This is a genomic window from Kitasatospora sp. NPDC036993, from assembly GCF_055607525.1.
This window is the reverse complement of the sequence record NZ_JBVJRP010000001.1, coordinates 503314-529243: the sequence shown is the minus strand read 5'-3', so window position 1 is coordinate 529243 and position 25930 is coordinate 503314. Positions and strand designations below refer to the sequence as shown.

At 72.5% G+C, this 25930-nt stretch carries 25 protein-coding genes; 10 read left to right on the top strand and 15 right to left on the bottom strand.

Translation table 11 applies throughout. The features are described from left to right. Positions 1-147 precede the first annotated feature (147 nt). Entirely contained in the window at positions 148-1125 is a 978-nt protein-coding gene (locus tag ACZ7C5_RS02490) for a DUF8083 family protein (RefSeq protein WP_401089025.1), read from the bottom strand. 207 nt (positions 1126-1332) lie between these two features. Here ACZ7C5_RS02490 and ACZ7C5_RS02485 point away from each other — a divergent pair, with 207 nt between their 5' ends. Both ACZ7C5_RS02485 and ACZ7C5_RS02480 read left to right on the top strand, forming a co-directional pair. Then, the gene (locus ACZ7C5_RS02485) at positions 1333-2490 is read left to right on the top strand and encodes a Glu/Leu/Phe/Val dehydrogenase dimerization domain-containing protein (RefSeq protein ID WP_401089027.1); all 1158 of its coding nucleotides are present in this window, start codon (positions 1333-1335) and stop codon (positions 2488-2490) included. A 384-nt stretch (positions 2491-2874) separates the two neighbouring features. Continuing rightward, entirely contained in the window at positions 2875-3132 is a 258-nt protein-coding gene (locus ACZ7C5_RS02480; RefSeq protein WP_188295183.1) for a DUF3073 domain-containing protein, read from the top strand. 159 nt (positions 3133-3291) lie between these two features. Here ACZ7C5_RS02480 and purM read toward each other — a convergent pair whose 3' ends face one another. The 3 genes from purM to ACZ7C5_RS02465 all read right to left on the bottom strand — a co-directional run bounded on the left by purM (position 3292) and on the right by ACZ7C5_RS02465 (position 7277). Continuing rightward, a complete protein-coding gene (gene purM, locus ACZ7C5_RS02475; protein WP_401089030.1) occupies positions 3292-4377 on the bottom strand; it encodes a phosphoribosylformylglycinamidine cyclo-ligase in 1086 nt (361 codons plus the stop codon). 99 nt (positions 4378-4476) lie between these two features. Continuing rightward, complete coding sequence (gene purF / locus ACZ7C5_RS02470) at positions 4477-6060, bottom strand: amidophosphoribosyltransferase (protein ID WP_188295185.1); 1584 nt, start codon at positions 6058-6060, stop codon at positions 4477-4479. 371 nt (positions 6061-6431) lie between these two features. Continuing rightward, complete coding sequence (locus ACZ7C5_RS02465) at positions 6432-7277, bottom strand: diacylglycerol kinase family protein (protein ID WP_317619933.1); 846 nt, start codon at positions 7275-7277, stop codon at positions 6432-6434. Between the two features lie 126 nt (positions 7278-7403). On the opposite strand from ACZ7C5_RS02465, the gene ACZ7C5_RS02460 reads away from it, so the two are divergent. Then, complete coding sequence (locus ACZ7C5_RS02460) at positions 7404-8687, top strand: adenylosuccinate synthase (protein ID WP_401089032.1); 1284 nt, start codon at positions 7404-7406, stop codon at positions 8685-8687. A gap of 168 nt (positions 8688-8855) precedes the next feature. Continuing rightward, the gene (locus ACZ7C5_RS02455; RefSeq protein ID WP_401089034.1) at positions 8856-9458 is read left to right on the top strand and encodes a GNAT family N-acetyltransferase; all 603 of its coding nucleotides are present in this window, start codon (positions 8856-8858) and stop codon (positions 9456-9458) included. Between the two features lie 61 nt (positions 9459-9519). On the opposite strand, the gene ACZ7C5_RS02450 is transcribed toward ACZ7C5_RS02455, so the two are convergent. After that, positions 9520-9675 (bottom strand): hypothetical protein, encoded by a 156-nt coding sequence (locus tag ACZ7C5_RS02450; RefSeq protein ID WP_188295188.1) that lies wholly within the window; start codon positions 9673-9675, stop codon positions 9520-9522. 332 nt (positions 9676-10007) lie between these two features. Here ACZ7C5_RS02450 and ACZ7C5_RS02445 point away from each other — a divergent pair, with 332 nt between their 5' ends. The 3 genes from ACZ7C5_RS02445 to metG all read left to right on the top strand — a co-directional run bounded on the left by ACZ7C5_RS02445 (position 10008) and on the right by metG (position 12950). Continuing rightward, complete coding sequence (locus ACZ7C5_RS02445) at positions 10008-10856, top strand: helix-turn-helix domain-containing protein (RefSeq protein ID WP_401089037.1); 849 nt, start codon at positions 10008-10010, stop codon at positions 10854-10856. Further along, positions 10853-11053, top strand: coding sequence for a DUF397 domain-containing protein (locus tag ACZ7C5_RS02440; protein WP_188295190.1), 201 nt, complete (start codon positions 10853-10855; stop codon positions 11051-11053). The genes ACZ7C5_RS02445 and ACZ7C5_RS02440 overlap by 4 nt, the downstream gene beginning before the upstream one ends. Before the next feature lie 163 nt (positions 11054-11216). Continuing rightward, entirely contained in the window at positions 11217-12950 is a 1734-nt protein-coding gene (gene metG / locus ACZ7C5_RS02435; RefSeq protein ID WP_401089039.1) for a methionine--tRNA ligase, read from the top strand. An 82-nt stretch (positions 12951-13032) separates the two neighbouring features. Here the strand turns inward: metG and cutA are convergent, their stop codons facing one another. The 6 genes from cutA to ACZ7C5_RS02405 form a co-directional block, all read right to left on the bottom strand. Continuing rightward, positions 13033-13362, bottom strand: coding sequence for a divalent-cation tolerance protein CutA (gene cutA / locus ACZ7C5_RS02430; RefSeq protein WP_188295192.1), 330 nt, complete (start codon positions 13360-13362; stop codon positions 13033-13035). Positions 13363-13436: 74 nt separating this feature from the next. Beyond that, a complete protein-coding gene (locus ACZ7C5_RS02425) occupies positions 13437-14354 on the bottom strand; it encodes a class I SAM-dependent methyltransferase (RefSeq protein WP_401089041.1) in 918 nt (305 codons plus the stop codon). 38 nt (positions 14355-14392) lie between these two features. Next, a complete protein-coding gene (locus ACZ7C5_RS02420) occupies positions 14393-15433 on the bottom strand; it encodes an NAD(P)/FAD-dependent oxidoreductase (RefSeq protein WP_470321737.1) in 1041 nt (346 codons plus the stop codon). 82 nt (positions 15434-15515) lie between these two features. Beyond that, positions 15516-16478: a hypothetical protein gene (locus ACZ7C5_RS02415; protein ID WP_470321736.1), complete on the bottom strand. Its 963-nt coding sequence runs from the start codon at positions 16476-16478 to the stop codon at positions 15516-15518. Positions 16479-16607: 129 nt separating this feature from the next. Next, a complete protein-coding gene (locus ACZ7C5_RS02410) occupies positions 16608-17177 on the bottom strand; it encodes a GNAT family N-acetyltransferase (RefSeq protein WP_401089047.1) in 570 nt (189 codons plus the stop codon). A gap of 23 nt (positions 17178-17200) precedes the next feature. Continuing rightward, a complete protein-coding gene (locus ACZ7C5_RS02405) occupies positions 17201-18028 on the bottom strand; it encodes an NAD(P)-dependent oxidoreductase (RefSeq protein ID WP_470321877.1) in 828 nt (275 codons plus the stop codon). Between the two features lie 224 nt (positions 18029-18252). Here ACZ7C5_RS02405 and ACZ7C5_RS02400 point away from each other — a divergent pair, with 224 nt between their 5' ends. Next, the gene (locus tag ACZ7C5_RS02400; RefSeq protein WP_188295197.1) at positions 18253-18600 is read left to right on the top strand and encodes a winged helix-turn-helix transcriptional regulator; all 348 of its coding nucleotides are present in this window, start codon (positions 18253-18255) and stop codon (positions 18598-18600) included. A gap of 14 nt (positions 18601-18614) precedes the next feature. Here ACZ7C5_RS02400 and ACZ7C5_RS02395 read toward each other — a convergent pair whose 3' ends face one another. Further along, positions 18615-19037, bottom strand: a complete 423-nt coding sequence (locus ACZ7C5_RS02395) for a DUF350 domain-containing protein (protein WP_401089049.1) — start codon at positions 19035-19037, stop codon at positions 18615-18617. Positions 19038-19151: 114 nt separating this feature from the next. Next, the gene (locus tag ACZ7C5_RS02390) at positions 19152-19640 is read right to left on the bottom strand and encodes an LURP-one-related/scramblase family protein (protein WP_401089051.1); all 489 of its coding nucleotides are present in this window, start codon (positions 19638-19640) and stop codon (positions 19152-19154) included. 165 nt (positions 19641-19805) lie between these two features. Between ACZ7C5_RS02390 and ACZ7C5_RS02385 the strand changes: the two genes are divergently transcribed. Beyond that, positions 19806-20327, top strand: a complete 522-nt coding sequence (locus ACZ7C5_RS02385) for a GNAT family N-acetyltransferase (protein ID WP_401089052.1) — start codon at positions 19806-19808, stop codon at positions 20325-20327. 65 nt (positions 20328-20392) lie between these two features. Further along, positions 20393-22252, top strand: coding sequence for an NHL domain-containing thioredoxin family protein (locus tag ACZ7C5_RS02380; RefSeq protein ID WP_470321735.1), 1860 nt, complete (start codon positions 20393-20395; stop codon positions 22250-22252). A gap of 57 nt (positions 22253-22309) precedes the next feature. Here ACZ7C5_RS02380 and ACZ7C5_RS02375 read toward each other — a convergent pair whose 3' ends face one another. Beyond that, on the bottom strand, positions 22310-23617 hold the full coding sequence (locus tag ACZ7C5_RS02375) for a M18 family aminopeptidase (protein WP_188295203.1): 1308 nt from the start codon (positions 23615-23617) through the stop codon (positions 22310-22312). 316 nt (positions 23618-23933) lie between these two features. Continuing rightward, positions 23934-25763 (bottom strand): acyl-CoA dehydrogenase, encoded by a 1830-nt coding sequence (locus ACZ7C5_RS02370; protein WP_470321734.1) that lies wholly within the window; start codon positions 25761-25763, stop codon positions 23934-23936. Positions 25764-25930 lie beyond the last annotated feature (167 nt).

Below are 25930 nucleotides of genomic sequence, written 5' to 3'. Positions count from 1 at the left end.
GCTGGTTGTCCCATTTTTGCACATAGGGGTAAGTTCGCGTCAACGGTGAGTAGTGTCACGTTCGACAGGTATTGACCCGAACCGGGACCTTGGTCATCGGACTCGCGGTCCTTAGGACTCTTACAGTCATACACGGGCGGTCGGACGTCAGTTCGCGTGCCGCAGCGCGAGCACCCGACGCCACCGCGCCGTCAGTTCCCCGTACATCCGCAGCGCCTCGGCGGTGTCCCCCGCCCGCAGCGCGCGCAGCCCCTCCTCCAGCTCCCCCGCCGAACGGTCCGCCAGCAACCGCTCCGGGCCCAGCAGATGCACCAGGCCCCCGTAGTCCAGTTCCACCAGCGAGCGCGGATGGAACTCCTCCAGCCACCGCCCGATCCGCTCCGCCCCCTGCACCAGCTCCCCGTCCGGCACCGCCTCGCGCAGCGCCCGGAAGGCCCGCGCCACCCGGCGGCGCGCCTGCGCCATCGGCACCAGGTAGAACAGCGCCGCCGGCCGTCCCCCCTTGTCCTCTGCCCCGCCCTGGCCGTCCCCCTCCTGCCCCTCCCTTTCCTGGTCGTCCCTTTCCCGCCCGTCCCCTTCCTGCCGGGCCACCGGCCCCGCGCCGCCGTCCGGCACGAAGCAGCGGTCCTCGTCCCCGAACGGCAGGAACCAGCGCACCGGCACCTCCCACCGGCTGGTCAGGATCCACGGCCTGGCGTCCGGGTGCCCGGCCCGCCAGCGCTCCCGGTCCGCCTCGGCGGCCGCCCGGGTCACCGGCGGCAGCGCGGTGTCCAGCAGCGCCGCCGGCGCCCCGGTCCGCAGCTCCTCCAGCGCCTGCCAGCTGCGCAGCCTGGTCGCCCACGGGCAGACGTACAGTACGCCGTCCACCACCCGCAGGAACGCCCGTCCGCTCTCCCGCTCGGGCAGCGCCCGCGGCGTCCGGGCGGCCAGCCCGGCGAGCGCCTCGCGCTGCTGCTCCAGCACCGCCGCGGCCACCGGCAGGACCGGCTCCGCGGCGTCGGGGCCGTGCTCCGCCGCGTAGGCCTGCCAGTGCGCCCGCTCGGCCTCCGGATAGGCGGCCAGCGGCTCGTAGACCCGCAGGTGGGCGGCGTAGGGCGGCTGTACGGAAGTACGTACGACGGTCACGTCCTGCATGGTCGCACGCGGCGCGCGGCCCCGGGAGAGCGCGCATCCGAACCGTTCGCGCCCGCATCGCCGACCACGTTCCGTCTCACCCCTCGGACGAACGGAGGCAGGTCGGACAAGACGGCCGATACGCGACGGGCACCCGACTACGCTTCGCCCTAGGCGCCCGCACCACAGCAGCGGGCCTTCGATACTGGAGTCACCACAGTGACCGACGTACAGACCCCCGCCACGCACTCCGCACCCGGCGTGCTCAGCAGGATCTTCCGTACCGAGCAGGACGGCGCCCCCGGCGACGGTCACGAGCAGGTCGTCCTCTGCCACGACCGCAGCTCGGGCCTGAAGGCGATCATCGCCATCCACTCCACCGCCCTCGGCCCGGCCCTGGGCGGCACCCGCTTCTTCCCGTACGCCTCCGAGGAGGCGGCGCTGGAGGACGCGCTGAACCTGTCCCGCGGGATGTCCTACAAGAACGCGCTGGCCGGGCTGGACCTCGGCGGCGGCAAGGCCGTCATCATCGGCGACCCGAACAAGAACAAGAACGAGGCGATGCTCCGGGCCTACGGCCGCTTCGTCGAGTCCCTGCGCGGCCGCTACATCACCGCCTGCGACGTGGGCACCTACGTCCAGGACATGGACGTCATCGCCCGCGAGACCGAGTTCGTGACCGGCCGCTCGCCCGAGCACGGCGGCGCCGGCGACTCGTCGATCCTGACCGCCTTCGGCGTCTTCCAGGGCATGCGCGCCACCGCCCAGGCCCGCTGGGGCCAGCCGACCCTGCGCGGCAGGCGGGTCGGCGTCGCGGGCGTCGGCAAGGTCGGCCACTACCTGGTCGGCCACCTGGTCGCGGACGGCGCCACCGTCGTCGTCACCGACCCCTTCGAGACCGCGGTCAACCGCGTGCGCGCGGCCCACCCGGAGGTGGAGGTGGTCGCCGACACCACCGCCCTGCTCCAGGCCAAGCTGGACGTCTACGCCCCCTGCGCCCTCGGCGGCGCGCTGACCGACGACGTGGTCGCCGCGCTGGGCGAGTCCGGCACCTCGATCGTCTGCGGCGCGGCCAACAACCAGCTGGCCCACGCGGGCGTGGAGAAGGACCTGGCCGACCGCGGCATCCTCTACGCCCCCGACTACCTGGTGAACTCCGGCGGCGTCATCCAGGTCGCCGACGAGATCGACGGCTTCAACTTCGAGCGGGCCAAGAACAAGGCCACCCGGATCTTCGACACCACGCTGGAGATCTTCACCCGGGCCGCCGCCGACGGCGTCCCGCCGGCGGTCGCCGCCGACCGCCTGGCCGAGAAGCGGATGCGCGAGATCAGCGCCCTGCGCACGGTGCTGCTGCCGGGCGCCCGCCGCGCCTGATCCGGCCCGGACCCGACCCCGTGGCGCGCGGGGGGCCTTCCCAGCGGCCCCCCGCGCATCACGATGTGGAACCGGATTCTCACTTCTCCGCCCGAACGGGTGATCCGAGGTCCCCCCAGGGGGGATAATCAGTCCTGGAACGACGGACCTCAGACACCTCCGGACAGCGTGAAAACCGCCGCAAAACCTCCCTTGACCTGGAAAGACCTGGTCTCGGGTGCAGTCGGTGCGCGCCACGTCACACCGACGACGTACCGTCCAGCGGCGGAAACAGGTACCGTTAATGCTCCAAGGGACGGCTTCTCCCATTCGGGCAGGCCGGTCCTGATCATGAACACGTGTCAGACTCGGGGCCGTGAGCCCCATCGTTGAGGGGGTCGACCCATGGGGCGCGGCCGGGCCAAGGCCAAGCAGACGAAGGTCGCCCGCGAGCTGAAGTACAACAGCGGCGGGTTCGACGCTAACCGTCTGTCCAACGAGCTGGGCGTATCGCCGTCCACCTCTCCGATCGAGCCGGAGCCGATCGAAGAGGAGGAGGACGACGACCCGTACGCGGAGTACGCCGCCCGCTACGCCGACCTCGACGACGAGGACGACAACGAGCCGGGTGCCGGGGCCTCGCAGGCCTCCCGCCGCTCGTAACAGCAGCTCCACCGGACCGGTCCGGGTGCCCAGGGCGCCGGGCCGGTCTTCGGCGTTCCCGCGGACCGTCCGTCCGGCGTCCCCGCCGGGTGGGGCCCGTGGGACACGAGAAGGGCCCCTCCGGCGCGCCGGAGGGGCCCTCTCACCACCGGGTCCGGGTCAGACCGCCCGGAAGCCCTCGTAGGCGTTGTAGAGGGCCGCGCCGCCCTCGTGCCCGTCGGCGCGCTCGACGATGTCACCGAGCAGCCAGGACTCCACGCCGCGGTCCTCCAGGATCGACAGCACGACGTCCACCGAGTGCGGCGGGACGACCGCGACCATGCCGACGCCCATGTTCAGCGTCTTCTCGATCTCCAGGGTGGCCACGTCGCCGACCTCGGCGACGGTCCGGAAGACCGGCAGCGGGGTCCAGGTGCCGCGGTCCAGGCGGGCGTGCAGGCCGTCCGGGATGACCCGGGCCAGGTTGGCCGCCAGGCCGCCGCCGGTGACGTGCGAGAAGGCGTGGACCTCGGTGGCGCGGGTGAGCGCCAGGCAGTCCAGCGAGTAGATCCGGGTCGGCTCCAGCAGCTCCTCGCCGAGGGTGCGGCCGAACTCCTCGACCTTGCGGTCGAGCTTCCAGCCGGCCTGGTTCAGCAGCACGTGGCGGACCAGCGAGTAGCCGTTGGAGTGCAGGCCGGAGGCGGCCATCGCGATCACCACGTCGCCGGCCCTGACCCGGTCGGCGCCGAGCAGCGCGTCGGCCTCCACCACGCCGGTGCCGGCGCCGGCCACGTCGTACTCGTCCGGGCCGAGCAGGCCCGGGTGCTCGGCGGTCTCGCCGCCGACCAGGGCGCAGCCGGCCAGGGCGCAGCCCTCGGCGATGCCCTTGACGATCGCGGCGACCCGCTCCGGGACGACCTTGCCGACGCAGATGTAGTCGGTCATGAACAGCGGCTCGGCACCGCACACCACCAGGTCGTCGACGACCATGCCGACGAGGTCGTGGCCGATGGTGTCGTGCTTGTCCATGGCGGCCGCGATGGCCACCTTGGTCCCCACGCCGTCGGTGGCCGAGGCCAGCAGCGGCCGCTCGTAGTTCTTGAAGGCGGACGCGTCGAAGAGGCCGGCGAAGCCGCCGAGACCGCCGACCACCTCGGGGCGGCTCGCCTTCTTCACCCACTGCTTCATGAGCTCGACGGCGCGGTCGCCCGCCTCGATGTCGACACCGGCGGCGGCGTAGGTGGCGCCGTTCTGGTTGCTGGTCACTGCGTGCGGCCCTTTCGGGTCAGGTGGGGGTGGTTCTTCGGAACAGCAGGGGTGGAACAGCGGTGGGGCCCCGGTTCGCGGGACCCCACCGTCGGTTCGTTACGGCCGGCGCAGCGCGTCGGCCGCGCCCGCCCCGCCGAGCAGCGACTGGACGCCGTCCAGGTCGCTGCCGCTGGTCGGCTTGCCGCGGACGGCGGGCTGCTGCCGGCCGCCCTTGATCTCGGCCTCCAGCAGGAGCTTGCCGAGCAGCGCCGGGTCCGGCAGCTCCATCGGGTACTCGCCGTCGAAGCAGGCCCGGCAGAGCCGGTCCTTGGGCTGCGTGGTGGCCTCGATCATGCCGTCGATCGAGATGTAGGAGAGCGAGTCGGCACCGAGCGTGCGGCCGATCTCCTCCACCGTCATCCCGTTGGCGATCAGCTCCGCGCGGGTGGCGAAGTCGATGCCGAAGAAGCAGGGCCACTTCACCGGCGGCGAGGAGATCCGGATGTGCACCTCGGCGGCGCCCGCCTCGCGCAGCATCCGCACCAGCGCGCGCTGGGTGTTGCCGCGCACGATCGAGTCGTCCACGACCACCAGGCGCTTGCCGGCGATGACCTCGCGCAGCGGGTTGAGCTTGAGCCTGATGCCGAGCTGGCGGATCGTCTGGCTGGGCTGGATGAAGGTGCGGCCCACGTAGGCGTTCTTCACCAGGCCGGAGCCGTACGGGATGCCGCTGGCCTCGGCGTAGCCGATCGCGGCGGGGGTGCCGGACTCGGGCGTCGCTATCACCAGGTCGGCCTCGACCGGGGCCTCCTTCGCCAGCCGGCGGCCCATCTCCACGCGGGAGAGGTGCACGTTGCGGCCGGCGATGGTGGTGTCGGGGCGGGCCAGGTAGACGTACTCGAAGACGCAGCCCTTGGGCTTGGCCTCGGCGAACCGGGAGCTGCGCATGCCGTTCTCGTCGACGGCGATGAGCTCTCCGGGCTCGACCTCGCGGATGAAGGAGGCGCCGCAGATGTCCAGCGCCGCCGTCTCGGAGGCGACCACCCAGCCGCGCTCCAGCCGGCCGAGCACCAGCGGGCGGATGCCCTGCGGGTCGCGGGCGGCGTAGAGCGTGTGCTCGTCCATGAAGACGAGCGAGAACGCGCCCTTGACCTTGGGCAGGACGAGCTTGGCCGTCTCCTCGATGGAGAGGTCCGGGTGGCCGGCGAGCAGCGCCGTCACCAGGTCGGTGTCGTTGGTCGCGGCCGTCCGGCCGGAGCGCGAGACGTGCTCCTCGCCGGGCAGTTCGGCGACCATGGCCGCCAGTTCGGCGGTGTTCACCAGGTTTCCGTTGTGCCCGAGGGCCAGCGAACCGTGAACGGTCGCCCGGAAGGTCGGCTGGGCGTTCTCCCAGACCGAGGAACCGGTGGTCGAGTAGCGGGCGTGTCCGACGGCGATATGCCCGTGCAACGACCCCAGCGAGGCCTCGTCGAAGACCTGGGAGACGAGCCCCATGTCCTTGAAGACGAGAATCTGGGAGCCGTTGCTCACTGCGATGCCCGCGGATTCCTGACCGCGGTGCTGCAGGGCGTAAAGGCCGAAGAACGTGAGCTTGGCGACCTCCTCGCCGGGAGCCCAGACACCGAAGACGCCACAAGCGTCCTGGGGGCCTTTCTCACCGGGAAGAAGATCGTGGTTGAGTCTTCCGTCACCACGTGGCACGCCTTCGAGTCTAGGGCAGTTGACTCGGGCTTCCGGAACCCGGGACTGCGGCTTTGTCCGCCGACGGTGAGTTGATGCGCGTAGACAAAACCCCTTACGGGGCGGGGATTTCGGGTGGGGGGAATTCCCGGGGGCGGCGGTTGGCCTTGTGGTTCGCGCCTGTTGGGGAGTTCCGTGTGCGCGGCGGCGGGGTTCCGGGCCCGGCCGAACGTGAGCCTGCTCACCCGGGGTTCACCGGGCGGTCATGCGGCCGGTTCCGGGCCGTTCCGCGCCGCACGGCCTGGCTGTTCCCCGCTGTGCGGCCGCGTCGCCTGGCCGTTTCCCGCCGCGTCGCCTGGCCGTTTCCCGCCGCGTCGCCTGGCCGTTTCCCGCTACGCGGCCGGCAGCAGCAGGCCCCAGGCGCCCGGGTGCACCGTCCAGGTCCTGGCGCGGACCGGGCCGACGGGGTGGCCGTCCGCCTCGTAGCCGAAGCCGCGGCCGACCACCGAGACGCTCGCCGCCCTGGCGCGCACCATGGCTCCGGAGGCCGCGACCACGACCTCCATCTCGCCCGTCCCGTCCGAGGCGCCGGTCGGGAGCGTGACCTGGACCAGCCGGACCGGCCGGTGGACGTCCGCGAGCAGCCGGCCGTCGGCCTCGACCCTGACCCGGGAGCTGTGGTCGGCACCGTCCGGGGTGAGTGCGTTCGCCTGCTCGGCCGCAGCCAGTTTCGCCCATAGCGAACGCCAGCCACCCGTTCGGCCCACCGGACGACGGGTGCCCCCACCGGTGATCCGCACCCCGCCGAGCGCCACCCCGCCACCGTCGTCCACCAGCAGGTCCAGCCGGCGCGGGGCACCGGACAGCACCGCCCGCGCGGCCCGGACCGGCTCCCCCGGAACCCCCAGCGCGCGGGCCGTCGCCAGCTCCTCGGCCCGCCCTACCGGAACCATCCCCACCGGTTCGGTGCCCAGCTCACGCTGGCGGTGCAGCGCCTGGAGCACCCGCTGGAGAGCGAGGTCGGAACCGATCACCACCGGCCGCCGTCGACCCCGGTGCGAAAGCATCCGGTCGAGTTCGGAAGGGCTCTCCGGAAGGACCACCTTGACGTCCGTGCCCCCGCAGAGCACGTCCTTCGCGATCCGCACCGACTCGCCGTCGGTCTGCCGGGCCACCGGGTCGAGGAGCAGCAGGAGCGGCTCCGGGCCGCCGGTGGCAGGCGTGGACAGGGACGACACGACCGGTCCTTCCTCAGGTAATCTCTCGGTGCAAGAGCCCCTTGCGCCGTTGCGCCAGGGGCTTCGTCTATCTCGGGGCAGACTGCGGCCTACGCAGGATGCCCCAACCGGAAGGGGTGTACGCCTGTGCCGGCACTCGTGCTCGTTGGCGCTCAGTGGGGAGACGAGGGCAAGGGGAAGGCCACCGACCTCCTCGGCGGTTCCGTCGACTACGTGGTCCGCTACCAGGGCGGCAACAACGCCGGTCACACGGTGGTCATCGGCGACCAGAAGTACGCCCTGCACCTGCTCCCTTCCGGAATCCTCAGCCCGAACGTGACGCCGGTGATCGGCAACGGCGTCGTGATCGACCCGGCCGTGCTGCTCTCCGAGCTGGCCGGCCTGAACGAGCGCGGCATCGACACCTCGAAGCTGCTGGTCTCGGGCAACGCCCACCTGATCACGCCGTACCACCGCACCCTGGACAAGGTCACCGAGCGCTTCCTCGGCAAGCGCCGGATCGGCACCACCGGCCGCGGCATCGGCCCGACCTACGCGGACAAGATCAACCGCGTCGGCATCCGGGTCCAGGACCTGTTCGACGAGTCGATCCTGCGCCAGAAGATCGAGGCGGCGCTGCACGACAAGAACCAGATCCTGGTCAAGCTGTACAACCGCCGCACCATCCCGGCCGACCTGGTGGTCGAGGAGTACCTGGGCTACGCGGACAAGATCAGGCCCTTCCTCGCCGACACCACCCTCGTCCTGGACGAGGCGCTGAAGGCGGACAAGGTCGTCCTGCTGGAGGGCGGCCAGGGCACCCTGCTCGACGTCGACCACGGCACGTACCCCTTCGTGACCTCGTCGAACCCGACCGCGGGCGGCGCCTGCACCGGCGCCGGCATCGGCCCGACCAAGATCGACCGGGTCATCGGCATCCTCAAGGCCTACACCACCCGCGTCGGCTCCGGCCCGTTCCCGACCGAGCTGCTCGACGAGGACGGCGAGGCCCTGCGCCGGATCGGCGGCGAGCGCGGTGTCACCACCGGCCGCGACCGTCGCTGCGGCTGGTTCGACGCGGTGATCGCGCGCTACGCGACCCGGGTCAACGGCCTCACCGACTTCTTCCTCACCAAGCTGGACGTGCTGACCGGCTGGGAGCAGATCCCGGTCTGCGTCGCGTACGAGATCGACGGCAAGCGGGTCGAGGAGCTCCCCTACAACCAGTCGGACTTCCACCACGCCAAGCCGATCTACGAGACCCTGCCGGGCTGGACCGAGGACATCAGCAAGGCGAAGACCTTCGCCGAGCTGCCGAAGAACGCCCAGGCGTACGTGAAGGCGCTGGAGGAGATGTCGGGCGCGCCGATCTCGGCCATCGGCGTCGGTCCTGGCCGCGACGAGACGATCCAGATCAACTCGTTCATCTGAGCCCGACCGCCGGCCGACCGCCTGTCGGTCGTCGGCCGGTCGTCGGCCGGCCGCTTCGAGGGCCTCGCGGGATCCGTCCCGCGGGGCCCTCCGCGCACCCTGACCCCCGATTTTGCACTAGTTCAAACATCTCTTGCATCTAGTGCAGAGCGCCACTACGTTCTGACCATGACCGCGAAGCTGCCCTCACCCGTCGTCCTCACCGGCCAGCGCATCCGCCTGGAGCCGCTGGAGCGCCGCCACCTCGCCGACCTCTGGGCCACCGTCGGCTCGGACCCCGAGGTCTGGCGCTGGACCATGTTCCTGCCGCCCGCCTCACCGGAGGAGTTCGGCGCGATCCTCGACGGCCGCGTCGCGGAGGCGGCCTCGGGCGAGTCGGTGAACTTCGCCGCCGTCGACCTCGCCACCGGCCGGGCCGTCGGGGTCACCGGCTACCACGACTACAGCGCGCGGGACGAGTTCGTGGAGATCGGCGGCACCTGGTACGCCCGCTCGGTCTGGCGCACCGCCGTCAACACCGAGGCGAAACTGCTGCTCCTCACCCACGCCTTCGAGGACCTCGGCATGGGCCGCGTCTTCTGGAAGACCGACGCCCTCAACGAGCGCTCCCGCACCGCCATCCAGCGCCTCGGCGCCCAGTACGAGGGGACGCACCGCCGCCACCGCCTGCGTCCCGACGGCAGCTGGCGGGACAGCGCCTACTTCTCGATGCTCGCCGACGAGTGGCCGGCCGCCAAGTCCCGCCTGACGGACCGGCTTTCGCGAGGCTGAACGGCGACCGGGCCCAAGCCCGGCCGAGTGCGGAGACACGGCCGGGCGCCGGGGCACGGCCTCATGTCCGCTCGCCGGGGGCGGGGTGGGCGGGGGCGAACTCGTGGGGCGCCGGGTGGGGTTCGAGGGCCTGGATGTTCACCAGCCAGACCAGCCAGCCGACGAACAGGACCGCGAGCAGGAGTGCCGACAGTCCGGCGACGAGAAGCGCATTCACCGGGATACGGGAATGCGCTGGGAAGGAAGGGGCCGACGGGGGCGGAGAGGCGAGGGGAGGGGCATGGCTGTCTCCGATCGGTGATTTCGGGCGCCGCGACCATGCATCTGCCGTGTCATTACGGCCGATTGACGACTGTTTGACGACTGTTTAGGCGGCAACAAGTCAGCGAGTGACACGGATGACCATAGGGTCAGGGTGCCAGAGTTGCTACCGAGCGGGAGGACGTTCACTCCATCGTGGGGTATCCCCCATTTTGGTAGCTAGGGCCGGGTATGCGCGGCACACTTCACCGGAAGCATCGCCGCAGCCGCGACCCGGAGAAGAGAGTCATGCCACCCCGCTTGTCGCCGACCGTGCGCCAGCAGCGCCTCGGGATCGAGTTGCGCAGGATGCGCGAACGCGTGGGCGTCACGCCCAAGAGCCTGGCCGCCACCATCGGCACCGACCTGCCCAAGATCTCCCAGATGGAGAACGGGAAGTCGGGCATCAGCGCCGAGCGGCTCCGGATCTGGGCCGGTACCTGCGGCTGCGAGGACGGCCCTTACCTGGACGCGCTGTTGGCGATGACGCAGGACCGGCGCAAGTACTGGTGGGACGGCTACCGCGGACGGCTGCCGAACGGGATCATCGACATCGCGGAGATGGAGCACCACGCGGCCTCCCTGTCCATCCTGAACAGCACCTTCATCCCCGGCCTGCTGCAGACCCCGGCGTACGCCGCCGCGGTGTTCGAGCGGCTGCCCCCGCAGTACCGGCAGGAGGCTGACGTCCGGAAGGCCTTCCGGATCCGGCGCCAGCAGATCTTCGTCGACCACCCGAAGCCGTACAGCGCGTTCCTCCACGAGTCCGCGCTGCGCATGCAGTTCGGCGGTCCCGACGTGCTGCGCGACCAGTTGCTGGGCCTGCTGGAGAACTCCGAACGGCCCGGGGTGGAGATCCGGGTGATCCCCTTCAGCGTGCCCACCTACACCGGCTCCGGGGAGAGCCTCTACCTCGCCCGCGGGCCCGTCGCGGAGCTAGACACCGTCCAGATCGACCTCTCCCACGGGCCCACGTTCGTGCACACCCAGGCCGAACTGGCCTCCTACCGACGGATCAAGGAGGAGACCGCGAGGATCGCGCTCGGGACGGACGAGTCCCGGGAGTTCATCCGGTCCTTGCTGAAAGACTTCGCATGAGTACCTGGCGCAAGGCGTCCGCCAGTGGCGAGAGCACCGACTGCGTCGAGGTGAGGGCGACCGGCGGGCTGGTGGAGATCCGCGAGTCGGACCGGCCCGAGGTCGTCGTGCGGACCACGCCGCGCAAGTGGGCCGCCTTCGTCCGCGGGGTGAAGTCGGGGGAGTTCGACCGGTACGGGGACTTCACCCGGCCGTGAGGCCCGGCCCCTGTCCAGAGGAGCCCAGGGCGTGCGGAGTTCGGCCGTCGGGCCGTCGGGCCGGACCTCCGGCGACCGCTAGGCTGACAGCCCACAGTGGACCCCTGCCCCCGGCACGGCACTCCGGGTGGGGTGCGTGCGGGAGAAACCGGAGCAGCCGAGGATGGCTCGCCACCTGATCACCAGCGCCCTTCCGTACATCAACGGGATCAAGCACCTGGGCAACATGGTCGGGTCCATGCTCCCGGCGGACGTCTACGCCCGCTACCTGCGCCGACGAGGGCACGAGGTGCTGTTCGTCTGCGCCACCGACGAGCACGGCACACCCGCCGAACTCGCCGCCCAGGAAGCCGGGTTGCCGGTCGCGGAGTTCTGCGCCAGGGCGCACGGCGCGCAGCGTGCGGTGTACGACGGCTTCGGGCTCTCCTTCGACCACTTCGGCCGCAGCTCCTCGCCGCAGAACCGGGAGATCACCCAGGAGATCGCCCGCGAGCTCCAGCGCAACGGCTTCATCGAGGAGCGTGCGATCCGCCAGGTGTACTCCAACGCCGACGGCCGCTTCCTGCCGGACCGCTACATCGTCGGCACCTGCCCGCACTGCGGCTACGACAAGGCGCGCGGCGACCAGTGCGAGAACTGCACCCGGGTGCTGGACCCGACCGACCTGCTGGAGCCGCGCTCGGCGATCAGCGGCAGCGCCGACCTGGAGGTCAGGGAGACCCGCCACCTGTTCCTGCTCCAGTCCGAGCTCACCGAGGAGGTCGAGGACTGGATCGCCGCGCACGCCGACGACTGGCCGGTGCTGGCCTCCTCGATCGCCCGCAAGTGGCTGACCGAGGGCCTCCAGGACCGCTCGATCACCCGCGACCTGGAGTGGGGAGTCCCGGTGCCGGCCGACGTGTGGCCCGAACTGGCCGCCGAGGGCAAGGTGTTCTACGTCTGGTTCGACGCTCCGATCGAGTACATCGGCGCCACCAGGGAGTGGGCGGACGCGGCCCCGGCCGGGCAGCTGCGGGACTGGAAGTCCTGGTGGTACGAGGTCGACGAGACCGTCCGCTACACCGAGTTCATGGCCAAGGACAACGTCCCGTTCCACACCGTGATGTTCCCGGCCACCCTGCTCGGCTCACGCCGCCCGTGGAAGAAGGTCGACTACGTCAAGGCCTTCAACTGGTTGACGTACTACGGCGGGAAGTTCTCCACCAGCCAGAAGCGCGGCGTCTTCACCGACGTCGCGCTGGAGCTGCTGCCCGCCGACTACTGGCGCTACTTCCTGATGGCGCACGCGCCCGAGTCGGACGACTCCAGCTTCACCTGGGACCTGTTCGCCTCGGTGGTCAACAAGGACCTCGCCGACACCCTCGGCAACTTCGTCAACCGGGTGCTCACCTTCAGCCGCAAGCGCTTCGGCGACGACGTCCCCGGCGGCCACCCGGCGGGCGAGGCCGAGCAGCGCCTCGGCGAGCAGATCGCCGGCCTGCTCGCCGAGTACGAGGCCCAGTTGGAGGCGCTCAACTTCCGCAGGGCCGCGCAGGCCCTGCGCGCGCTGTGGAGCGCGGGCAACGCCTACCTGGACGCGAAGGCGCCCTGGCTCCAGGTGAAGAGCGACCCGGACGCGGCGGCGCTGACCCTGCGCACGGCGATGAACCTGATCCACCTGTACGCCGTGGTGTCCGAGCCGTTCGTCCCGGCCACCGCGGCGGCGATGCGCGGGGCCTTCGCGCTGCCCGAGGACTCGCCGGCCGCCACCCGTGACTGGGTCGGCCCCGAGGAGGCGCGAGCGCTGGACCTGGTGCCGGCCGGGACGGCGTTCACGGTGCCGCCGGTGCTGTTCGCCAAGATCACCGACGAGGACCTGGCCGCCTGGACGGCGCGCTTCGGCGGCTCGGCGCACTGATCCGAGGCCCGTACGACGACACACCACGCGGGCCCCGACCGCGGCGAACGGCCGGGGCCCGCGTCGTCGGTACCGGGGGCCGCTACCCGGCCGTCTCCTCCGCCACCCAGGCCAGGTAACCGGGGCTGCCGGCCACCACCGGCACGGCGATCAGCTCGGGCGTCTCGTAGGAGTGCCGTCCGGCCACGAACTCGCCGAGCCGGTCGGCGAGTTCGGCCCTGGTCTTGAAGTCGATCCGCCACTCCTCGGCGTCCCGCACCTCGCCGTCCCACCAGTACACCGACCGTACCGGGTACACCTGGGCGCAGGCCGCCAGCCGCTCCCGCACCACGGCGGACGCCAGGGCCCTGGCCGGCTCCTCGCTCTCGTGGGTGGTGGTCACCACCACCAGGCGCTGCTCGCTCGCTGTCATGCCCCGACGGTATCCCGGGGCCGGGCGCCGGTCCCCGTCGCGGCTCACCCCGGGGACCGGCGGGAACCCCCGGCTCAGTCCCTGCGGGCCGTGTGGACGGTCATCGCGGAGAGGTAGAAGGCGTCCGGGCGGCGCAGGATGCCGGTGGGGGCGTCCTCGGCGAGCAGGGCTTCCAGGGCGGCCCGGTCCTCGGCGTCGAGCTGCTCGGCGAGTTGGTCGCGCCGCCGGGCCAGCTGGGTGTGCAGGTAGCCGCGGAGGGGGCCGGCGAGCGGGGCCGGGTGGTCGACCAGGAAGGTGCGGGTGCCGGTCGGGGTCAGCCCGGCCCGCCCGAGCATGGCCGGCCAGTCCTCGATCTCCTGGATGCTGCCCGGCAGTTCGGCCCGCATGGTGCTGAAGCCGTCCTCGTGGGCGGCGTCCATCCGGGCCTGGAGCCCGGGCCGGCCGAGGCCGAAGTCGCGCGGCAGGTAGCGCGCCGGCAGACCGCGCTCGGCGACGGCGAGCAGGCCGCCGGGCCGCAGCAGTCCGGCGAGCGAGGTGAGCGCGGCCTGCTGGTCGCCCAGGTGGTGGATGGCGTTGCCGGACCAGATCAGGTCGGCCTCGCCGAGCTTGTCGAACTCGGCGGGCAGGTCGGCCTGCCGGGTGCCGAGCCGGCCGCCGGAGCGGGTCCGGGCACGCTCCAGCAGGGCGGCGGACTGGTCGACGGCCACCACCTCGGCCGCCGGGAAGACGTCCGCCAGCAGTCCGGCGATCACGCCGGGCCCGCTGCCGACGTCCAGGACCCGTCCGACCGGGCCCTCCCCGTGCAGGCCGGCCAGCCACCGGGCGGCCTCGGTGACGGCGTCGGCCCGCAGGTCGGCCTCCAGCTCCAGGTGCGCGGCGAGCGCGTCCCAGTCGAGGTCGGCGGCGGGGACGTGCGAGTGGGAGCCGTGCGCGTGGGAGCCGTGGGAGTGGGAGCCGTGGGAGTGGGAGTGGCCGTGCTGGTTCGCTGACATCCGGGTTCTCCGATCGTGGATTGACGAAAGTTTCCCGCTCAGGCGGGCAGGGCGGCACCGGAGGCGCGGTACCCCGCGACGGCCCGGTCGATCTCCTCCGCCACGAGGTCGTGGTCGAGCGCGAAGGCCGCCGCCGCGCCCGCCCCGGCGGCGGTGACCACCTGGGCGCGCGGGTCGGCGACGTTCCCGGCCGCCCAGACGCCGGGGAGGCTGGTGCGGCCGGTCCGGTCGGTGGTCACCCAGCCGTTGTCGTCCCGGTCGCAGTCGAGGCCGAAGAGCAGCGCGTCCCTGGGCACCGGCTGCGGGAAGACGAACACCGCCTCCCGCGGCACCACTTGTCCGTTCGCGAGTTCGACGCCGCGCAGCCGCCCGTCGTCGGACACCAGGCGGACGATCCGGCCCTCGACCACCCGGACGTCCCGGGCGGCGAGCCGCTCCCGCTCGGCGTCGGTCAGCGCGAGGGTGTGGGCGAGCAGCACCACGTCCGCCGACCACTGCCGCAGCAGCAGCGCCTGGTTGACCGCCCCGGGGCCGGTGCCGAGCACCCCGAGCGGGCGGTCGCGGACCTCCCAGGCGTGGCAGTACGGGCAGTGCAGCACGTCGCGGCCCCAGCGCTCGGCCAGGCCGGGCAGCTCCGGCAGTCCGTCGCGCAGGCCGGTGGCGACGACGATCCGGCGCGCGTGCAGCACCGGGCCGCCGGCCAGGTGGACCACGAAGCCCGGCCCGGCGGGCCCGGCCGGCTCGACGGGCTCGACGGGCTCGACGGGCTCAACGGGCTCGACGGGCTCGATGTGCTCGACCCGGCCGTCGATCAGGTCCACCCCGTACCGGGCGACCTCCTCCCGCCCGACCGCCAGCAGCGCCGCCGGCGGCATGCCGTCCCGGCTCAGGTAGCCCTGCATGTGGGCGGCGGGCGCGTTGCGCGGCTCGCCGGCGTCCACCACGGCGACCCTGCGCCGGGCCCGGCCCAGCACCAGCGCGGCGTTCAGTCCCGCCGCTCCGGCGCCGACCACCACCACGTCGTAGCGCTCGTTGTCCCTGATCCCGGTCGTCCCGGCCGTCCCGGTCGTCTCGCCCATGGCGCTCACCTCCACCGCCAGGCTGCGGCCCCCCTCACCACATCGGCAAGCTTTGTTGCCGCCTCAGCAAACACTCGCGGGGTCACACCCCGGTCCGCCGCCAGTACGACCGGGCGGCCACCGCCAGCGCGACCCCGTACCCCGCGAACCCGCCGATCCCGACCCAGGCGATCTCCAGGGCGCTCTGCTCGTCGGCGAAATCGCCCAGCCTGATCCGCGTCACCCCGGTGGTGCACAGCGCCAGATAACCGATCCCGACCACGCCGTACGGCGCCAGCGTGGCCGCGCCCAGCAGGGCCGGGGTGAGCGGCAGCCAGCGCGGCACCCGACGGCCGCGCAGCGGCCCCGTCCAGCGCGGGAAGACCTGCCCCCACGGCCGGACCAGCCCCCAGAGCAGGAACACCCCGAGCAGCGCCAGCAGCATGGTGCCGTCCAGCCCCCGGCGCTCCAGCGCGAGCCAGAGCCCGGAGGAGCCGTTGCGCACGTAACCGGCGTACATCCGCTCGCCGCTGACCCCGGCGAAGCTGCCGCCGAGCGCCCAGAGCAGCTTCATCAGCACGTACGGGACGAACGCCGCGGTGCCCGCCCAGGCGGCCAGCCGGACGAACGCCGGAGCCGGGGCGGGTGCCGGGGCGGGTGCCGGCGCGCCCCGTCCGACACCAGCGGGACCGCAGGCGCCATCGCGGGCCCCGCGGCGCGGGCCCAGGGCGGCGCGGGCCAGCAGCACCGCCCCCACCGCGGCCAGAGCGCGCTCCACCGTGTCGGGGACGCTGTCCACCCGCTGCCCGAACAGCAGCGTGACCAGGTCCATCAGCAGGCTCCAGGCCCCCAGGGCGGCCACCCCGCAGAGCAGCCACAGCAGCCGTCGCACCGGCTGTCGCCGCACCACCCCCACGCCGGCGGCGGCCGCGACCGCCCCCACGCCGGCCACCGCCCACCCCGGCCACCGCGCGCCGAACAGCTCCGTCCCGCTCAGCGCGCACCCCAGCCCGAACCCGGCGTACCCGACGCCCCAGCCGGCCACCGTCCACCCGCTCCTCATCATGCCGCCAGGCTCGCCCGCCCGGCCCGGCCGGTCCTCCCCCGGCACGGTGATCCGGCTCCCCCGCCCGAGGGAGCCCGCACCGGGGCGGGCTTGGGGCGGGGCGGCCGGGCGAGGCGGGCGGGCCGCGCTTCACCCCCGTGGAGCGGCGAAGCAGTGGACGGTGACGGTGCGCCCGGAGGCCCAGCGCTGGTCGCCGCCACCGAGGTGGGTCCAGCCGAGCCTGCGGTACAGGGCCACCGCGGCGGTGTCGGTGGCGAGGACGTCGAGAACGGGGTGCAGGCCGAGCGCCCGCGCGTGCGCCACCGCGCAGGCCAGCAGCCGGGCGCCGACGAGGCGGCCGCGCGCCGCGGGGGCGACGTAGAGGCGGCCGATCACGCTGGTGAGTTCGGGGGGCCCACCGGTGCGGCGGCTCCACAGCACGGGGGCGAGGTCGCCGGGGGCGCTGCGGGCGAGGCCGACGTGTCCGGCGATCCGGCCGTCCGACTCGGCGACCCAGGCGGCGAGCAGGCCGTCCGGGGTGAGCCAGCCGGCGGGCCGGTCGGGCCAGTCCACGGGATAGCCGTCGACGGCGTGGACGTCGCCCAGCACCCGGACGCAGCCGGCGAGGTCGTCGGCCCGGCGCGGCCGGACCACCACCCCCGCCCCGGCCTGCCGTGAGTCGGACGCGACGACAGTGGCGCGTTCTTCGAGGTCTGCCATGCCGGTACGTTACCGGCCCGCCCTCACCGTCGCAGCAGGTCGACGACCCCGGTCAGGTCCTCCCCGCCATGGCCGATCTCCAGCCGACGCTCCATCAGCCGAAAGTACGGATCCAGCAGTTCGGTGCTCACCCGCTGCTCCTCCGCGGTGCGCAGCAGGGTGCCCTTGCCGGCCACCTGCATCGCCAGGCCGGACACCACGTCCCTGGCGTAGTCACCGCTCTCCAACCGCTCCGCCGTCCGCGTCACCGAACCGGACATCGCGGTGAGCCAGCTCCCCAGCAGCGGCGCCAGCTCGGTCGGCGCCACGGCCTCGCCGCGGACCAGCGCGAAGGCGTGCGCGACCCCGGCGAACATCCCGTACATCGCGCTGAGCAGCGCCACGTCGTGCAGTGCCGCGGACCCGGCGTCCGCGCCCACGTACCGGGTGCCGGCCGGGACGGCGAGGGTGCCCCGGTGCTCCTCGAACAGCTCGGACGAGCCGCTGTAGAACACGTACGCCCCGGCCGCCGGGGCGCCGATCATCGGCGGGACGGCCATGATCCCGCCGTCCAGGTAGCGGGCACCGCGCCGCTGCGCCCAGGCGGCGCGGACCCGGGCCTGCCCGGGGGTGCCGGTGACCAGGTTGACCAGGTCCTTGCCGGCCAGGTCGACGCCGTCCAGGGCCTGTTCCACGGAGGCGTCGTCGAGCAGGCAGACGACCACCAGCCGGTTCGCCGCGACGGCCTCCGCGGCGGTGGCGGCGACGGCGGCCCCGCGGGCGGCGGGCCCGTCGGCGCGGGCGGCGGTGCGGTTCCAGACGGTCAGCGGGTGCCCGGCGGCGAGCCAGGCCCCGGCCAGCGCGGTGCCCATCGCGCCGAGGCCGAGCAGGGTGAGCGGGGTGGGTGGGATGTGCGAGGTGTGCGGGGTGGGTGGGCTGTGCGGGTTCCTGGACGTGTTCTCAACGGGGTTGGTTGCCATGGCAGTCAGCCTCCGCGCCGGCCCCGGAAACGATCAAGTACGCACTTCGAAGTGGGTGGTTACCCTGGAGTGAGCATCGAGGTCGGAGGGGCCGGAAAGGGCCGGAAGGGATGGGCATGGCGACCGTACCGAGGCCGGGGGCGTACGTCTGCGGGACCGACGCCGCGATGGACGTGATCGGCGGCAAGTGGAAGGTGTCGATCCTCTGGGCCCTGGGCGAACGCCCGCGCTGCCGCTTCGGCGAGCTGCGCCGGCTGCTGCCGGGGATCACCGAGAAGGTGCTGGCCGCGCACCTGCGCGAGATGGAGGCGCACGGCATCGTGCACCGGGAGGCGTACGACGAGGTGCCGCCGCGGGTCGAGTACGCGCTCACCGAGGCGGGGCACCGCCTCAACACGGCGCTGGGGCCGCTGGGGGACTGGGGCCGGGAGCACGTCCTGGGCAAGGCGCCGTACCCGGCGTAGCGCCCTCGGAGGGGTCAGGCGATCGCGGCCGACACCACCGCCGCCACCGCGATGTTGCAGGCCGCCGACACCCACACCGCCGGATGCGGCTCCGGATCGACCAGGATCTCGCCGAGCCTGCCCGGGGTCAGCAGGTCCACCAGCCAGAACGCGACGGCCATCAGCGCCAGTCCCAGCAGGCCGTAACAGGCCGTCGAGACCAGGCCCTTGCCGAAGTCCGCGTAGGTGTACATGATCGCGGTGAAGACGATGCCGCCGATGCCGAGCAGCGCGGAGCTGAGCAGGAGGGCGGCGTTGCGGTTGCGCTCGACCCAGATCTGGTGGCCGAGCCGACCGGGCGTCAGCAGGTCGACCAGGCCGATGCCGAGGAGCAGCAGCACCACCCCGAGGGCGCCGTAGGCCGCCGCCGCACCGAGCCCGTGCAGAATGTCGTTCATCGTGGTTCCAGCCCCCGGTCCGCTCTCGCCGTCCCCCTGACCGGCACGGTCAAGGGCTGGCAAAAGATACCCCACCCGGGTGAGGGGCGGACCGGGCGCCGAAGCCGGCGGCGGTCAGTCCTCCTCGTTCACCAGGTGGTCGACGCAGGCGGCGACGGCGAGCAGCAGACCGGTGTCCGCGCCGTCGGCGACCTCCACCCCGTAGGTGTCCCTGATCCGGAACCACTTGCGGCTGATCCTGGCCAGCTCGTCACCGTGCTGGTTCTCGATCCGGTAGTCCTTGTCGATCAGGCTGCCGTGGATCTTCAGCTCGCCGCCGGAGGCCAGATCCACCAGGTACTTGTCGCGGAACGGGGTGAACAGCTTCTCCCGGACGGTGGCGATCACCTCGCCGTCGGCGTCCTCGATCTTCATCGCGTCGCGGACTGTCAGCATCTTCTCCCTCACCACCGCGACCACCCGCCCGTGCGCGTCCTTCAGCTCGAAGGTGTCCCGCAGCCGCAGCACCTTGCCGTCCACCAGGTACGCCTTGCGGCCCCGGTCGTCCTCGATCCAGTAGTCGTCGCCGACCGCGAACAGCTTCTCCCTGACCAGATACCGCACGTGCGACCTCCTCCGGGCCGGCTCCACTGCCGGCCTCGCCCCATTCGACCCCGATCCGCCGCCCGCGGAAAAGCACCGCCACGAAGCACCGCCACGAAGCACCGCCACGAAGCACCCCGCGGAAACCCCGTGGCACGGCGGGCCCCGATCACCTTCAATACCGCCATGCGCCCCGACCTCACCACCGCCGAGCTGCGCAGCGAGCGCCTCGACCTGCTGCCGATCGCCCCCGAGCACGCCGAGGAGCTGGCCGCCGCACTCGCCGACCCCGCTCTGCACGCCTTCACCGGCGGCCGCCCGGCCACCGCCGGGGAACTGCGCGCCCGCTGCGAGCGGCTCGCCGCCGGCTCCCCCGACCCGGCCGAGTCCTGGGGCAACTGGGTGCTGCGGCTGCGCGCCGACGGCGCCCTCACCGGCTACGTGCAGACCACCGTCCGCCCCGGCCAGGCCGAACTCGCCTGGGTGGTCGGCACCCCCTGGCAGCGCCGCGGCCTGGCCACCGAGGCCGCCCGCACCCTGCTCGCCCACCTCACCGCCGCCGGGGCCACCACCGCCGTCGCCCACATCCACCCCGACCACCACGCCTCCGCCGCCATCGCCCGCACCCTCGGCCTGCACCCCACCACCCACACCCAGGACGGCGAGACCCGCTGGCAGGCCGACCTCCTCCCGAACACCCCCGGCTGACCCCGCCCCGCCCGCAACACGGCACGCCCGGAATGCGGGCACCCGGCGTGCGGTTTGATTGACGCATGGCATCTCGTGCACGTGTACGCGCCCCCGAGCTGGTCGGGGCAGGCGGTTGGCTTAACACCGGCGGCAGGGAGCTCACGCTCGCCGACTTCCGGGGCAAGATCACCATCCTGGACTTCTGGACCTTCTGCTGCATCAACTGTCTCCACGTCCTGGACGAGCTGCGGGAGTTGGAGGAAAAGCACCGCGACACCCTGGTGATCGTCGGGGTGCACTCGCCGAAGTTCGTGCACGAGGCCGACCACCAGGCCGTCGTCGACGCCGTCGCCCGGTACGAGGTGCATCACCCGGTGCTGGACGACCCGGCGCTGGTCACCTGGAAGCAGTACGCCGTACGGGCCTGGCCGACGCTGGTGGTGATCGACCCGGAGGGCTACGTGGTCGCCCAGCACGCCGGCGAGGGCCACGCCCACGCGCTCGCCCGGCTGGTCGAGGAGCTGGAGGCCGAGCACGCCGCGAAGGGCACGCTGCGCCGCGGCGACGGCCCGTACGTGGCGCCGGAGCCGAGCGCCGGGGACCTCAAGTTCCCCGGCAAGGCGGTCCGGCTGCTGAACGGCCACTTCCTGGTCGCCGACTCCGGCCACCACTCGCTGGTCGAGCTGGCCGAGGACGGCGAGACGGTGGTCCGCCGGATCGGCGACGGGCAGCGCGGCCTGGTGGACGGCACCGGAGCTGACAGCACCGGCACCAACGGCAATGGCACCGACGGCACCGGCCCGCGGTTCAGCGAGCCGCAGGGCCTCGCGCTCGTCCCCGAGGGCCACGGCTTCGACGTGGTCGTCGCCGACACCGTCAACCACGCCCTGCGCGGCGTCCGCCTCGCCGACGGCCACGTGACCACCCTGGCCGGCACCGGCCGCCAGTGGTGGCAGGGCTCGGCGACCGAGGGCCCGGCCCGCGAGGTGGACCTCTCCTCGCCGTGGGACGTCGCCTGGTTCGACGGCCGGGTGTGGATCGCGATGGCCGGCGTGCACCAGCTGTGGTCGTACGACCCGGCCACCGGCACGGTCGCGGTCGCGGCCGGCACCACCAACGAGGGTCTGGTGGACGGGCCGGCCGCCGAGGCCTGGTTCGCCCAGCCGTCCGGCCTCGCGGTGTCCGCGGACGGCGAGCGGCTCTGGGTCGCCGACGCCGAGACCTCGGCGCTGCGTTCGGTTTCACGTGAAACCAAGACGGTCGAAACCGCCGTCGGCACCGGCCTGTTCGACTTCGGTCACCGCGACGGCGCCGCCGGCCAGGCGCTCTTCCAGCACCCGCTGGGCGTCACCGTGCTGCCGGACGGCTCGGTGGCCGTCGCCGACACCTACAACCACGCGCTGCGCCGCTACGACCCGGCGAGCGGCGAGGTCAGCACGCTGGCCACCGACCTGCGCGAGCCGTCCGGCACGGTGCTGGTGGACGGCGACATCGTGGTGGTCGAGTCGGCCCGGCACCGGCTGACCAGGCTGCGGCTGCCCGAGGAGGCGGTGCGGGTCGAGTCGGTGGCCCACCGCACCCGGCGCGCGGCCACCGAGGTCGCCCCCGGCGCCCTCCGGCTGGACGTGGTCTTCGAGGCGCCGAACGGCCAGAAGCTGGACGAGCGCTACGGCCCGTCCACCCGGCTGCTGGTCAGTGCGACCCCGCCCGAGCTGCTGGTCTCCGGCGCGGGCGCGGACTCCGACCTCTCCCGTGAGCTGGTGCTCTCCGGCGAGGTCGCCGAGGGCGTGCTGCACGTCTCGGCGATGGCCGCCTCCTGCGACGACGACCCGGAGATCGAGTACCCGGCCTGCCACGTGCACCAGCAGGACTGGGGCGTGCCGGTGAAGCTGGTCGACGACGGCGCCCGCCGCCTGCCGCTGGTCCTGGCCGGGATGGAGTAGCGCGGACCCACGCGAAGGGGGCCCGGCGTTCGTCCTCCGGGCCCCCTTCGCCGTGTCTCAGCCCTCCAGGAAGGCCTTGAGCGCGCTCGCCAGCAGGTACGGGTCCTCAGCCCCGCACAGCTCGCGCGCCGAGTGCATGGACAGCGCCGCGATGCCGCAGTCCACCGTCGTGATGCCCAGGCGCGCCGCCGTGATCGGGCCGATCGTCGTCCCGCAGGGCATCGCGTTGTTGGACACGAAGGCCTGCCACGGCACGCCCGCCTTCTCGCAGGCGGCCGCGAACACCGCCCGGCCGACGCCGTCGGTCGCGTAGCGGTTGTTGACGTTGACCTTGAGGATCGGCCCGCCGTTCGGCACCGGGTGGTGGCCCGGCTCGTGCCGCTCGCTGTAGTTCGGGTGGACGGCGTGGCCCATGTCCGAGGAGAGGCAGATCGTGCCGGCGAGCGCCCTGGCCCGGTCCTCGGTGTTGCCGCCGCGCGCGTGGATCGTCCGGTCCAGCACGTTGCCGAGCAGCGGGCTCTGCGCGCCGGTGTCGGACTCGCTGCCGGTCTCCTCGTGGTCGAAGGCGGCCAGCACCGGGATGTACGGCAGGTCGGCGGCGCCGTCGGCGGTGGCGACGGCGGCGAGCGCGGCGGTGGCCGCGTGCACCGAGAGCAGGTTGTCCAGGCGCGGGGCGGCGATCAGCTCGCGGTCGCGGCCCAGGTAGGAGGCGGGCTGGACGTCGTGCGTCATGAGGTCCCAGCCGGCCACGTCGGCGGCGTCCAGGCCGGCCCGCCCGGCGACGTAGGAGATCAGCGAGCCCTCGTCGACCGGGCCGAGGCCCCAGATCGGGGTGAGGTGGCGCTGCTTGTCGAGCTTCATGCCCTCGTTGACCTGGCGGTCCAGGTGGATGGCGAGCTGCGGCACGCGCAGCAGCGGCTCGTCCAGCTGCACCAGCCTGGCGGTGCCGTCCTTGAGCGCGAGCCGGCCGGAGAGGCCGAGGTCGCGGTCCAGCCAGGTGTTCAGCGGGACGCCGCCGTAGATCTCCACCGCGACCTGCCGCCAGCCCGCCGAACCGGTGTCCGGCACCGGCTTGACCCGCAGGTTGGGCGAGTCGGTGTGGGTGCCGACGATCCGGAACGGCGTCTCGGGGCCCGTCCCCTCCGGCAGGTACCAGGCGATCAGCGCGCCCCCGCGGATCAGGTAGCGCCCGCCGGCCGCGGTGTCCCACGCGTCCGTCTCGGCGACCTGCCGGAAGCCCGCCTTCTCCAGCCGCTCCGCGGCGCTCGCCACCGCGTGGTACGGAGACGGCGAGGTGCCGAGGAACGCGATCAGGTCGTCGCTGTGCGTCCGGTCGAAGAATGCCTGGCGGGCGGCGGTCGACATACTGCTCCTGGGTCGAGTGAGGGCCGAAGCCGGATGGGGAGTCGGCTTCGCACCTGAGCATATGCCCGTACACGGACAGGGCATTCGGAACACCTCGTCCGGTGCGCAACCCGGACACAACCGTGAACGGCCCCGCACGACCCGAGCGTTCCCGCCGGTCATCCGGGCTTTCCGCGTCCGGGTTTCCCGCGGGAAACACCGAAGGGCCCGGTGGCAGCCGGGCCCTTCGGTGCGAGGGTGTGTCAGTCAGTCGAGGAGGTGTCACCCGCCGCCGCCCCGGGAGGGGCGGCGGCGGGTGACGGGTGGGCGCGGCGGCTCAGAAGGCCTCCTCCGCCAGCTCCATGATCTCGTTGTCGATGCCCTCGGCGATGAGGCGCTGCGGGGTGATGGTCGGCAGGACGTTCTTGGCGAAGAAGCGGGCCGACGCGACCTTGCCCTGGTAGAAGGCGACGTCCTTCTCCGGGGCGCCCGCCTCCAGCTTGGCCAGGGCCACCACGGCCTGGCGCAGCAGCAGCCAGCCGACCACGACGTCGCCGGAGACCATCAGCAGGCGGGTGGTGCTGAGGCCCACCTTGTACATGTTCCTGACGTCCTGCTCGACCGAGGTGAGGTCGGCCAGCAGCTTGCCGACGATGGCCTCCAGGTCGCCCGCGGCCTTGGCCAGCAGGTCGCGCTCGACGGCCAGGGCGTCGCCGCCGGCCGCGGAGCCGAGGAACTTCTGGATCTGCTCGGACAGCGCGGTGAGCGCCTGGCCGCCGTCCTTGACGATCTTGCGGAAGAAGAAGTCCTGGCCCTGGATCGCCGTGGTGCCCTCGTACAGGGTGTCGATCTTGGCGTCCCGGATGTACTGCTCGATCGGGTACTCCTGGAGGTACCCGGAGCCGCCGAAGGTCTGGAGCGACTGGGCGAGCTGCTCGTACGACTTCTCCGAGCCGTAGCCCTTGACGATCGGCAGCAGCAGGTCGTTGAGGCGCTCGGCGGCCTCGTCGCGCTCGCCGCGCAGCGCGGCGGCCGTCATGTCGTCCTGGACGGACGCGGTGAACAGGACCAGCGCGCGCATGCCCTCGGCGTAGGCCTTCTGGGTCAGCAGCGAGCGGCGCACGTCCGGGTGGTTGGTGATGGTGACGCGCGGGGCGGTCTTGTCCAGGAACTGCGAGATGTCGGCGCCCTGCACGCGCTCCTTGGCGTACTCCAGCGCGTTCAGGTAGCCGGTGGAGAGGGTGGCGATGGCCTTCGTGCCGACCATCATGCGGGCGAGCTCGATGATCTTGAACATCTGGCGGATGCCGTCGACCTTCTCGCCGAGCAGCCAGCCCTTGGCCGGGTGCTTGGCGCCGAAGGTCATCTCGCAGGTGTTCGAGGCCTTGAGGCCCATCTTGTGCTCGACGTTGGTGGCGTAGACGCCGTTGCGCTCGCCCAGCTCGCCGGTCTCCCAGTCGAAGTCGAACTTGGGGACGATGAACAGGCCCAGGCCCTTGGTGCCCGGCTTTCCGCCCTCGGGGCGGGCCAGCACCATGTGGACGATGTTCTCGGACATGTCGTGCTCACCCGAGGTGATGAAGCGCTTCACGCCCTCGATGTGCCAGGAGCCGTCCTCCTGCTTGATCGCCTTGGTACGGCCGGCGCCCACGTCGGAGCCCGCGTCGGGCTCGGTGAGGACCATGGTGGAGCCCCACAGGCGGTCGGTCATCCGCTTGGCGACCTCCAGCTGCTCCTCGGTGCCCTCCTCGGCGATGACGCCGGCGAAGGCCGGGCCCGAGGAGTACATCCAGATGGCCGGGTTGGAGCCCAGGATCTGCTCGGCGAAGGCCCAGATCAGCGAGTTCGGGGTGACCTGGCCGCCGATCGACTCCGGGATGCCCAGCCGCCACCACTCGGCGTCCATGAAGGTCTGGTAGCTCTTCTTGAAGGCGGCCGGGATCGGCGCGGTGTTGGTCTCCGGGTCGAAGACCGGCGGGTTGCGGTCGGTGTCCGTGAAGGACGCCGCGAGGTCGTTCTCGGCGAGGCGCGAGATCTCGCTCAGGATGTTCTTCGCGGTCTCGACGTCCATGTCCGCGAACGGTCCGGTGCCGTACACCTGGTCGCGGCCGAACACCTCGAAGAGGTTGAACTCCACGTCCCGCAGGTTGGACTTGTAGTGACCCATGGCCGTTATCTCCGGTTCGTCGCTTCCGGGAGACCGCCGCGTTCCGGCGTCCCGTACCCACCAGTAGGCATCATGATGCTACCCAGCGGTAACTTGAGCAAGCCCCCGCCGGCCAAACCTCTATGAACGTGGTCACGTCCCACAGGCGGGGCGACCACTCCTTGTCA